This window comes from Gallibacter sp. Marseille-QA0791 (genome assembly GCF_965119705.1).
In the GTDB taxonomy this organism is placed as follows: domain Bacteria; phylum Bacillota; class Clostridia; order Peptostreptococcales; family Anaerovoracaceae; genus Lentihominibacter; species Lentihominibacter excrementipullorum.
This window is the reverse complement of record NZ_CBCPMH010000001.1, coordinates 340,377-352,036: the sequence shown is the minus strand read 5'-3', so window position 1 is coordinate 352,036 and position 11,660 is coordinate 340,377. Positions and strand designations below refer to the sequence as shown.

The 11,660-nt window shown below is 45.6% G+C and carries 9 protein-coding genes and 1 CRISPR repeat array; all 9 genes read right to left on the bottom strand.

Features of this window, described 5'->3' with window-relative positions; genetic code table 11:
• Nucleotides 1-8 precede the first annotated feature (8 nt).
• The gene (locus tag ACQY69_RS01700; RefSeq protein ID WP_428258090.1) at nucleotides 9-500 is read right to left on the bottom strand and encodes a CRISPR-associated protein Cas4; all 492 of its coding nucleotides are present in this window, start codon (nucleotides 498-500) and stop codon (nucleotides 9-11) included.
• A gap of 13 nt (nucleotides 501-513) precedes the next feature.
• Nucleotides 514-2,979, bottom strand: a complete 2,466-nt coding sequence (gene cas3 / locus ACQY69_RS01695) for a CRISPR-associated helicase Cas3' (protein WP_428258088.1) — start codon at nucleotides 2,977-2,979, stop codon at nucleotides 514-516.
• Between the two features lie 51 nt (nucleotides 2,980-3,030).
• A complete protein-coding gene (gene cas5b, locus ACQY69_RS01690) occupies nucleotides 3,031-3,741 on the bottom strand; it encodes a type I-B CRISPR-associated protein Cas5b (RefSeq protein WP_428258087.1) in 711 nt (236 codons plus the stop codon).
• Between the two features lies 1 nt (nucleotide 3,742).
• Nucleotides 3,743-4,666: a type I CRISPR-associated protein Cas7 gene (locus tag ACQY69_RS01685; protein WP_428260990.1), complete on the bottom strand. Its 924-nt coding sequence runs from the start codon at nucleotides 4,664-4,666 to the stop codon at nucleotides 3,743-3,745.
• Nucleotides 4,659-6,455 (bottom strand): hypothetical protein, encoded by a 1,797-nt coding sequence (locus ACQY69_RS01680; protein ID WP_428258085.1) that lies wholly within the window; start codon nucleotides 6,453-6,455, stop codon nucleotides 4,659-4,661. Before ACQY69_RS01680 ends, ACQY69_RS01685 begins: the two co-directional genes overlap by 8 nt.
• A 10-nt stretch (nucleotides 6,456-6,465) precedes the next feature.
• On the bottom strand, nucleotides 6,466-7,161 hold the full coding sequence (locus tag ACQY69_RS01675) for a CRISPR-associated endoribonuclease Cas6 (RefSeq protein ID WP_428258084.1): 696 nt from the start codon (nucleotides 7,159-7,161) through the stop codon (nucleotides 6,466-6,468).
• A gap of 680 nt (nucleotides 7,162-7,841) precedes the next feature.
• A CRISPR array of direct repeats spans nucleotides 7,842-8,399; the repeat unit is 31 nt; unit sequence ATTTAAATACAGCTTCTGTTATTGCTATTCC.
• 304 nt (nucleotides 8,400-8,703) lie between these two features.
• A complete protein-coding gene (locus ACQY69_RS01670) occupies nucleotides 8,704-9,186 on the bottom strand; it encodes an HTH domain-containing protein (protein WP_428258083.1) in 483 nt (160 codons plus the stop codon).
• Between the two features lie 11 nt (nucleotides 9,187-9,197).
• A complete protein-coding gene (locus tag ACQY69_RS01665) occupies nucleotides 9,198-10,151 on the bottom strand; it encodes a hypothetical protein (protein ID WP_428258081.1) in 954 nt (317 codons plus the stop codon).
• Between the two features lie 29 nt (nucleotides 10,152-10,180).
• Complete coding sequence (locus ACQY69_RS01660; RefSeq protein WP_428258080.1) at nucleotides 10,181-11,626, bottom strand: LCP family protein; 1,446 nt, start codon at nucleotides 11,624-11,626, stop codon at nucleotides 10,181-10,183.
• Between the last annotated feature and the right edge of the window lie 34 nt (nucleotides 11,627-11,660).

Sequence of the window (11,660 nt, the reverse complement as noted above, 5' to 3'; positions counted from 1 at the left end):
GACCATAATCAGATATAGCAGTATTCAAAATATGCGCATTTTCTGCATGTGACCTTTTTCAATACAGGAGGGATTCTTTCACTGCCTATGAGTTCCCTTATCTCCTCCTTCATCACTGCCAGCCTCTCCTCGCTTTCAATGTCAAGCGTTACTATCATCGTTTTCTTTTCACGCTTATTCCTTTCCATGATCTGAAGTTTTCCTTTTCTCTCGATACCTTTGGATTTCAATACATATAAATAGTACAGAAGCTGCCATTTCGCGGCATCTAAATCGGCATCGGATTTCTTCACTTCTATAAGATAATCTTTTGTCAGTTTATCTACCTTTATATTTTCTATTTTCAGTTCAGTATCCGCCCCGTCATCTTTCGCTTCATGAAGCGCCTTTCCTGTTTTTACCAGTTCACTGTTATCCTCCAGATTAAGCCGGTTGCCATGAAGGTAACACTGCCTTTTACAATGCACATAATAATTCACAAGCGTACCGTTGATTTCCAACACGTCGACCTCCTTATACAAAGAGCCCATCCATTTCCTCCAGCTTTTCTCTGTCCAGCCTACCATTCCTGAAAAAGGACTCGCCTTCTTTAAAGAACATCAGGCTCCCCAGCTGCTCATCCGGAATCGCTCCATCCTTCATTCTTATCTGATAGATGAAGTGTGACATTCTGGCCCTCACCCGGGAAAGCTTCACCTTTTTCTCAGCGAAAGGCATATCCTCATCGTAAAGCAAAGCTCTGTACTGAGACCAAACCTCTGCACCATCGAGTACTTGACCGTTTTCCAGCGTGATCTTCCGGCAAAGAAATACATCCTGAACCAGTTTATCCTTTTCGATGAGTCTGAGCCTTCGGGCGATAGCCGGAAAATCCAGTATACCCAGCTGATGGATCTCGAATCGTTCCAGACCGTCCTCACCTGTGCTTTCAAGTCCGTACTTTTTCATCGTCTGCAACACACATGCGTAATAGCTGTCGAAATCCTTATCTAAAAGGATATCCACCATCCCGGGATTTTCAAGTGTCAACTCCCTGCTCATCCTGTAATCTCCCCTGTATATCGCTCCGGCATCATCTAACTGGAAAAAATATACGATGCCGCTTCTTCTGCAGGACCTGTTTATCCTACCGAGAAACTGTTCTTCACTGTCCAGCTTGGAAATGTTCTTATATCCGACGTCCATATCGATGTCGGCACCAGCTTCCAGGACCTGGGTGGAAATCAATATGCACTCCCTAATCTCTCCGTTTTTTATGGGAGCTAATATCTTTTCACGCTGAAACAGGGAATCGTCTCCTGTTATACAGAAGATCGGGATATCCATGGTATCGTCCTCCCGCAACATCCGATAAAACTCATCCGCAGTTTTCTTGAACATGAATTCCACCAAAACCCGTTCACCACTGCCGTGATTGTTTCTGATATGGTCTTTCAACAGCTGCAGTGAAAAATTCTTTATCTCAAGAAGTTCCAACGATATCTTCACCCTGTCCCGGAAAAAAGGCAGACGAAAATATCTGCCGGGATCCTTCAGCAATCGAGAGACTCCGTCTGTTACCCCGCTGAGTACAGTCAGATCCGGCAGCGTAGCCGACATGATCACGATCTGCATATCCATGAGCCTGGCACAGCTCTGAAGCATTATCATCAATTCTCCCCAGATCTTGTTTCGATAGCTCTGTATCTCATCCAGCACTACGACAGCGCCGCTGAGCTGATGGAACCCAAAAGCGTTTTCACGCCCCGTTCCCAGCATCATATCCGAAAAAGTGACGTGGGTCGACAGCACGATAGGATAATTGAAAAATTGTCGGTCAAGCAATGCTTTCTCATAGCGCTGTCGCCCTTCACCGTCTTCGTCGCCGGTCTTTATGGGAGTCAGGGAGTTGACCACGGCTATCTCATCGTACATCTCCGAGGGGAGTAGCTTTTCCAGCGTGCTCCTGTTCTGCTCCACCAGCGTGTTGAAGGGATAGATGTAAAACAGCTTCCTTCCGCGATTTTTCATCATCTTTATGCTTATATCCAGAGCTATATTACTTTTTCCACTCCCTGTAGGAGCACCTAGATAGAAAATATTTCCAGCTCCATCCTTCTCATATTCCCTCTCCGCTTCCAGGAACATCGTGCTTCGAAGCTGGTCTATGTCCTCCGCGTCCTCTGCCTTCATTCTGCCGAATTGCTCCCGTTCAAATTTCCTGATAGACTGCTGCAACGATGTACCTTCATATCCTCGCTCCAGCTCATCAGGCAGATGGATATTTCCGAATCCCTCCATTTTCATACCACTGTCATTCTCCGAAGTGGCGTAATAATCGCATGCCACCAGCACCGAATATGCCAGTCTGCAATAGAAGTAATCGAAGCTGTCATATTCTGACCTCATCCTCAGATCTTTATTGCGGATATTTTCAGGGACGCACCCACTGAGCTTCCCCTCCCGCAGGACCGTCAGCACATCATTTCCATCGCCTTCTTTAAGTCCGTTGAAGTAATCACCTACAGCGGAAAGATTTCCATGATGTCTGGATATGACGTACGAATTGAGCTTTGCCAGTCTTTCCAGCAGCTTCTGCGTCTCTTTATCAAGCTCCGAACCCCTTATTTCTCCCAGGTAATAGTCGAGATATATCACTGACGACAGCAGGCTGTGTCTGGCCCTCTCGTCCAGCAGCACCTCGTGGGGCGCGTTGCAGTTTTTCATTTTCTGCCTCTGAAATTCAGGCGTCACTTTTCCTATGTCGTGTGATGTCACTATGTCCCTGAACATCTGCCACGCCCAGTCCAGCAGACCGGGGTCAGCGACTCCGCTTTTTTCCCTTATATACCTGGCCAATATGCCTTTTAAGTCCTTTTCGCCATCGATTTTCTCAAAATATCCCAGACAGCGCGCTACGTGTTCCTCCAGAAGCTCTCCCGGATGAGCGTACACGTCGTACTCCTGTTGCTCCAGCAATTCCTTCAGATAACCCTTCATGACCACCTCTCAAAAGACCGCAGGACATTTCCCGCCCTGCGGCCCTCAACATCAATAAAACACCAGGTGCCTTCCCTCATCCCCATAGACCTGCTGATCACAGTGCACAAGCTCAGCATCGGTCAATATGAATTTGCGTGAAATATACTGATTGGTGTCCGGCTCCAGCTCCACCGGCAGATATTCCTGATAGCGAAAATCGTATCTGCCATCATCTTCCCTCATATCCGCGGGGGTCAGACAATCCAGCACGCAGCCTTCGGCATCTGCGGCCTCAAGCTCCACCACCTCGACATCGGTTATGGACGCAGGATGATCGTTCTTCCCGAGATAAGGCACATATATGCAGTTGCCCCTCATCATCCTGTCAGCCACCTTTTCCGCCTCGGGACAGTCCAGCCTCACATATACAGTCCATGCAGGCTCTTCCAGCCACTGCTCGAACACGATGAGGTTGCCACCATTTTCACCTGAAGCATAGCCGACGGAATTGTTGAACTGCTGTATCTTCTTCTCGAAATATCCATTTTCGGCCAAGGGTACGATGGAAATGCCAAGCTTCCGCAGCCTCTCATAGTATTCAGGAAACGCATTGCCCCTTTCCTTCTGCTGAGTGTATCCTCCATATCCTTCGACTGCTCCCAGTATCCCCAAAAGCGCAGGTTTATGGATATTCCCGTAGGTGAAGTAGTGGATTGCATTGACCTCCGGTATCTTGAAAAAACCGGTCTTTCCGGACAAGGTGAATCTAAGGCTCTTCATATCACACCTCTTCCATGGTCACGATGTCGAAATATCTGGCTCCTTCGATCTCCACGGAAAGCTCCGTAGTCCTTGGCTCATAGTAGATTTCCGCAGAGATTATCCTGCTACTGAGTTTTTTCAGCATATCCGTGCACATCAGCCGTATCTTATTTCTGTCTCCGTCACTGCCCTTTTCAAATTCGATATATCCTGTAAGGTCCGGGATGTAACATTCCGGATCAGTCTCTATAAACATCGCAAATTCGTTTTCGCAGCCCGCCTTCGCATTGGTATTGAAAGCAGTAGCCGCCACCAACAATGTCCGCTTGAGATTCTCATAATCCTCTTCCGTGTAGCCTTCCGTCACTCCCAGCTCCACATATTCCCTGTAAGCCAGCGGATTTATCACGAATGGATAGAAATAATGAGCTTCATCGCTGACGATCTTTCGTCCCAGGCTGGACTGGGCGCTGTCCTCTTTCTTTGAGTTCTTAAATGGAGACAATATCTCCTGCTCCTGAACCTCCGAATCCTCATACCTGTTGAACCCCTGTCCAAACTGCACCGCTCCCGTGATGGAAATATTGTTCTTTTCTTCAGCGAAGGTGGCGCCGAAATTCTTCACGTCCACAGCCGTGAAAAGATTTTTCAACACTGTCCTGCTGTCCTTTTCCTTTTTAAGATCCTCTACCTTGAAAATCTGCTCGTAGCGTTCCTTCAAAGTTCGCGGCGCCAGCTCCTTCTTTTCGTTGAAAGTCATGGACTTGATGTAAAGGACTGGCTTTCCTTCATCGTCCCACATTTTCTTCACCGGATATTTGACGGCCTTATCACTGCCAAATATGTGGTTTTTCGTCGTAGTCTTCGGATATCCGGAAAAATCGGCATTCCAGTTGGCCATTATGGACGATATCCCTATTACACCGTACACTCTCTTATTCATCATCTTCTGCTCCTTTCCTGTCCTCTTTCGGCTCATAGATGATAGGATCATCCATAAAGCCTGCCGCTATCATTTCCCTGCTCATCTCCAGGTCCTCTCCCGCTCTCAGGATATGGCTCATCATACTGTGTGCCCTGTTGCCCTTCACAGCGTATATGTCGTAATTGTATCTTTCGTACAGCTGGAGCAGCCTTCTCTTGATACTGGCAAAATTCCTGCTGCGTATAAACGGATTTATCACATCGGACCGAAGCTTCGCGGCCCGGCTCTTGCTCAGCAGGTATCTCACAGCCTGCCCTATAGCATATGACAGTTCATTGCCATCATCGAAAACCCATTCTTCCCCGCTGTTTATATGCTCCCTGAGCCTTGTCCTGACATCTCCCATACTTTTCCACATCCTTTCATCACCGCTGAAATAGTCCATGAGGGACCATCTCAGATTACCTCTCCTTCTCGCTTCGTATATCCCATCCTCTTTGCTCAATGAGCTTTTTATCAATTCCCACGAGACCTTTTCCAGCACCCTGTCTGCGTTTCTCGGGTTTCCCATGTAAAACCAGCTGTGCAATGTGTCGCGGCTTTCCAGCATACATCGCTTCACCGCAGCTTCCCCGGCAGGAATATCCCTGGAATCCGTGAAGAAGTTGCTTCTGAGAAGCCCGTTGAAAAACACCTTGTCTATCAGCTCTTTTAATTTCTCCAGCTTACGTATCTTCTCCCCGTACGGCAGCCGGCTCTCTTCCGGCTTCGCCCCGCTGGGAACGTAAGTCTTCAATATGAACGGTTCCTCCATGCTGGAACTGTAATGCGTCACCACATCCGCCTTTATTATCTCAGCACCGTTCTTTCCCTTCTGCAGTCTGAGGTAATATCCGTCGCTCACCGCTCCCGGCGTCTCCCAGTCCGAGACCGATATCATCATCGGCCTTCCTCCGCCGTCTCCCAGATAGATATTGGCCTTTCCCTTCGATACATTCCCCAGAAGATAGTCGAAAAACAGATTCTGCATCATGGCCGTCTCCCGCTCCAGCAGATAAGGCGTTTCCACCATTCTCGTCTTATGGAGAAGATACGGTTTCTTCGAGTTCATTCCCATGTTGTTGCCGGGAAGACCTAAGGTCCTGTCCTGCATGGAAATGTTATAATCGTTGTTCAGATACAGGTTGGGAACGAGATATCGCGCGCCTTCCTTTCTGTACAACGTCTCCGTTTCATCCTTATCTGGCAGCAGAAAAAATATCTTCAGATAATCCTTCCGGCTGCAGTCGATATCATCCCAGCATTTCCCCGACTTGACAAAGAGCCTTATCTTTTCGATCAGTTCTCCGTCCGGAGCACCGTTTGTCCCCTCGAATTCTCTGTATATATCGGCAGTATTGCCTTTCTTGTACTTTATAAAAGGGTCCTTAAGCGTGTCGTAATACCTGTCCATGGCTCCGCCATCTATCTTCCCTTCAGCTATGCTGTTCTTCTTGACGAAAAAAGCCATGTAGTTATTGGAATGTATAGCCTTTTTCGTATCGACAGCTTTATTTGTCCCCAGCAGCTTACTGTGATAATCGTAAAATTTCAGCTCATAATACAGACCGGGATCCATACCGTCCCCTTGATTTTCGTCCTTTTTTGTCCTCCCTATCTCGACAGTTTCAATGACTCTGAAGGCATCGTCTTCAACGAGGATCGTTCTGTAAGTACCGGCACTCAGTTCATAGCTGTCCAATATCAGTCTTTCGCCCTTTTCATCATATATTTTTTTGAAAATCTCAATACAGTCCCGCAGCATCATCTCACCCGCCTTACAAAAAATCTACAAATCCGCATCCGCACGCTCCGTTGTTCTCCAATATCCCTGTTCCAAGAGCCATGTACAGCAGTTTCTGAGCCATCTCCTCATTGGCCGCCAACAGCTCCACCTTATCGCCAAGCAACGTGATCCCTTTATACGAGACCTTGACAGGTTTGCCGTTGATAAATTTTATTCCGTTGTACAACATGAGATCCTCATCCAGCTCCGTCCCAGTCAACTGTTTATACTTTTTCATAAGGTTGTCCGTAAGCCGCTTTTCAAATTGCGCTACAGTCATGTTGTCACGCCAGTAGCCCTGTGGATAATTCTTCATCACAGCAGGCGTCAGGCTGTATAGCTTCTGGATGTCCTTCCTTGGGATTATCCTGATATCCACTTTCATACATCTCACGTGCGCAGTCTCCTCACCAGTCAGGTTTTCCAGGAAAAACTCCGCCAGATTTTCCCGTACGGTCCTCAGCCTGACTCCATATGTTTTCCCGGCCCTGTATACGCCATCTTTCTCAAAGGGATAAAAAGCATCGAAAACGTATCCCTTGTACTCTTTAGGCCTTTCATGAAAATCAAGATACTGCGGATCCCTTCCCATGGCTCGGTTCAAAAGCTGCCCTATCCTTTCCCCGGAGCAGAAATACTCGATGTCTGCCTTCAGAAAGACTCGCAAACGCAGCTCATATACCAGCATATCCTTTCCTCCTTTCCCATTCATCGGCAACAGCTCTGATTCTGATGCAGATTATACACATTTCACTGTCCCAAAATCTCCACAGTCGACCCGCAATTTCCGAAAATCACATCGTTGAATTGCTATGTATCGCATTCGAGTCGTTGAGATGCTGGCTGCTGTCCGATTTTCAGGTCACAACAATTGTTACTGTTCTAGCATTCAATACAATTAATGTTTTTCAATACAATTAATGTTGAAATTAAATTGAGTTTACCACATAAAACTACACTATACAATAGCTTTATGGAAAATCTTTTATCGAAATTTACAACTATTCCACTATTCCGCCTTAAAAGAACGAGCGCCCTTCATAATAACTGTTGCTAGGCCTTCATATAGACCTCGCAACTATTGATATCAGTAGATAAGACGCTTTTCAGCAAACACTTGAATTCGCTGACCTTGATGAGGCTGCGCTCCAAAACCGACAAATAACCATCTTTATATACTTTACTCCGATTCATTACTTTATAAAGCTCAACTTTTAATATCAGATCCAGCCAAATACGAGCAGTATGACCATTCCCCTCTCGAAACGGATATATGCTCTTCATTTTTTTACCATTATATATATCGACAAATTAACTGCCGTTATTGTTATTCCGATAAAAGCATGGAATACGAGAGCGGAGGAAGAAATTTAAATACAGTTTCTGTTATTGCTATTCCAGATGCCCGACCCGTTGCTGTAACTATTTACACCTATTTAAATACAGCTTCTGTTATTGTTATTCAAGATCGCTGTAGCGTAAGCTCTTTGCCGTAAACTAATTTAAATACAGCTTCTGTTATTGTTATTCAGATGGTGGTGCTGTTCTTATGGCGAATAAGTACCAATTTAAATACAGCTTCTGTTATTGTTATTCGGAGAGGACAGCGAGGTCTATTGGGCAAGAAAATCATTTAAATACAGCTTCTGTTATTGCTATTCCCTGGGTATAACCCCGGAAAACATCGGGGCGGCCGAATTTAAATACAGCTTCTGTTATTGCTATTCCTGGCCAGCAGCTTCAGATTTCGTGAGATGACCGAATTTAAATACAGCTTCTGTTATTGCTATTCGAGTGCCCTTTTTACAAAGACAACAATGGAACCAGCTATTTAAATACAGCTTCTGTTATTGCTATTCCTTTCAACAATTCACCAGCACTCTTAGGAGCATCAGATTTAAATACAGCTTCTGTTATTGCTATTCCATTACAATTTCCTTGTTTTCAATTCCTCACATTTGCACCAACCATTGAAAGCAAATATATCATAATAATTTTACCAGGTGTTTGACAAAATGTATTTTTCAATTTTAATTATATGCAAATATATTTAAAAATCAACACTCCAAAGCTTTCCACGCGGACAACCGACTGGTAAATCTATGACCACGACTCCATATAAATATCACTTATGTACTGGCATTTCCTCCACATGTTGTTTAAATTCCATATACAACATGTAAAATAATGATGTGAGGATTTGCGCCAGTGAGGCAAAATACTTGATTTTTCAATGCTTTTTATCTAACTCTTTCATTAACCTTGCATTGATTTTTCGCAAGTGTTTTATCTCACTGCGCAGCTCTACTATAAGTTTTTTCTGCTCTTCGAGAGTCTTCCATAACAGCTTCTTGTTTTCTTCTATTTCTTCATAGGCGTTAACGTCTTCCTCATCGCCAGCTTGAGCCATCTCGTCGTTTTTAGACTCATCTTCATTCGTTGTACTGGTATCGGCGTAAACTCCCAGGGTCCCGGCTTCGAAAGATTCTCTCCATCTATAACTGGCTCTCTCCACTCGCTTCGAGCCTAATATTTTCAGATCGAATCCTGCCGAACGGAATATGGCTCCCGGTTTTTCGCCCATGAAATAGTGCTCCACAAAGTGTTTTTTGAATGCATCGGAGTATACGATCCTGTCTTCATTCACCGAAACCACGTTTGGATTTTTGCTCAATATCTTGATTTCCTCTGGAGTAAGTTTTCTCCGTCCCATATTGTTACCTCTCACTTATTCAACCTTACCGGAATGTAATTTTTATCCTTCAATTCCTTAAAGGAAATCGGATGCCTGACTCTCCAGGAGCTTCTGTATTCAGAAGTCACAGTTATTCCCGGGCTGTTCTGATCAGTAATGTAAACCCAGCTGTTTTCCTCATCTATCCCATCGCCGTCGTATTCCAAAAATACATCAGTCACCATTATTATATGTCCGACTATCTCCTTTTCTTTTCGGTAAGTCAACAATGCGTCACCCGGTTGCATACGAGAATAGACATTATCGTACAGATCTCCCTGAGAGTAACAATTTCTATCGGATAAATGTTCTATGATCTTGTCCGTATATTCGACTTTTCCATAATCCTCATATTTCCCATAGTCTCCTACCTTGATCACGTTATCTCTATAAATACTACCGCGAGAAGTAGTCCCCTCCGAATCACTCATGCTGTCATAAAGGAACGATGCGACCGTGTAAGCGCTTTCCCCACCTTTCAAAAAAGTGTCATCGTCCCCATCAACACCTGCGGCGAATCGCCAAGCATAAGTGACTGCTGAGGAACAATCCACCCCTTTTATGTCGGCCTTTCCATCGATCGCTTCATCTATACCTTTCTGAACAACGTCCTCCGAAAAATCCGGGCAATCTCTAAACTCCTGGGGATATGGCAACCCTCTGTAATTTCCTTCCATAAGAGAGATCCCCGATTTGTACTTCAGTGATTTCCCTTCCGGTATCGACCATGGCACAGACGCCATCTTATTCATGTAATCACAGGCTCTTACCTGCTCTTCTGTCGCTTCGTACACGATCTTACCGCCGTCCCTGACCACGTATTCGGAAGGCTCAGAAGGTTCATTTGTCCCAAATTTTCCGTTTCCAATGAAAACTATAAAGGATGCGATGCAGAGGACCAGAACGGATACAGCCAAAGGGATGGGTTTTGAATTTCTAAACATCAAGTCACCCTAAACGCTATCATGTTTCTTCAATTCATCATCTCCCTGATAGCATCTTGCGCAGCTTTTACCGAATTCTCATCCGGTATCACCACGTAAAGCTGCCTGTCACCCATGCTGTAAGTGGAAGCATAGGTTCCGCGCCCGTTTATGGAAATCCTCTCGATATCCCATTCGCCCAGGTCTGCCAGCTGCATCCTCACGAGGGACGATATGTCGCTTTCGCTCATGTTGGTCTGAATCTCATCTCCTACCGTGTTCATGATCTGGGTATAACTGGTAAGTATGGCTGTGCTACCAGTGATTTTATTGAGTATGGCCATCATCACACGCTGCTGATTTTCTATCCTCTCCTGATCACCTTCCTCAAAGGACTTTCTTTCCCTTGCAAAGGCCAGAGCAGCAGCTCCGTCCAGATGGTTCACGCCCTCGACAAAACTGTACCCCCTGTTCTGACGCCCGTGAGTCTCAAAAGCGTATTCCGAGGTCACATCTATCCCTCCTATGGCATCCACTATGTCCTCTACAGACGTGAAATTCACTCTGATATAGTAATTGATATCGATCCCGAGCCAGTCCTCTACTGTTTCCACCGTCTCGCCCACTCCATATATTCCCGAATGGGTCAGCTTATCCAGCGCCCCGTAGGAATGGAGCGTCACGTAAGTGTCTCTCGGTATCGATGTCAACAGTATCTCCTTATCGACAGGATCCACCGTCATGATCATGTTGACGTCACTCCTGGAAACCCTGCTGATGCCGCCAAAAGTATCTATCCCGCTTATGTAAACGTTGAAAGGCTGGTTGGTGACGCCCACCCTCCTGGCGATATCATTGCTTCCTATTTCCACGGAAACGGTGTGGATCACTCTGGTGTCATCTTCAAAATCAGCGACATACTCGCAAATCATATCGTAGTAATTGCTGCTGAGGAAAATCAGCTCATCGTGCTCCTCGCCCTTATCGTCTATCAGCACAGGCTTCAGATCCATGTACCCGCTGACTTCTTCATAGCTGACATCCGCTTCATCTGCCAGCATGTCCTGAGCCTGTTCATAAGTAGACGATGAGCTCTGATGGATGTGTACCGTCTCGCCCTCTATATCTCCTGCATTCCTGTAGCTGCCACCTTTAAGGGCTACCACATAAAAATCCTCATACTGCTTGTCCTCATCACTCATGCGACTGAAGGCCGAATATGTAGTGAACAGATAGTAGCAACCCACCGCTAAAACAACGATCATGATCACCGACAGCACCACGCCGATCTTCCGCTGCTTCGTGACCTCTTTGCGACAGGCCAGAAGCTTGAAGGCCAGTAGCGTCAACCCTATCAGCACCACCAGAATTATGATGGTGTAAAGGGTCGGGAGTACGCTGAGGATAAACAGCATAGAAATAAAAGTCACGTCAACGATAAGCAGTATCAAGCCAAAAACCAGGAACACACCATTTTGTGATAATAAACGTTTCATATTCTTCACTTTAATTCCCTTCATTAATTACTAA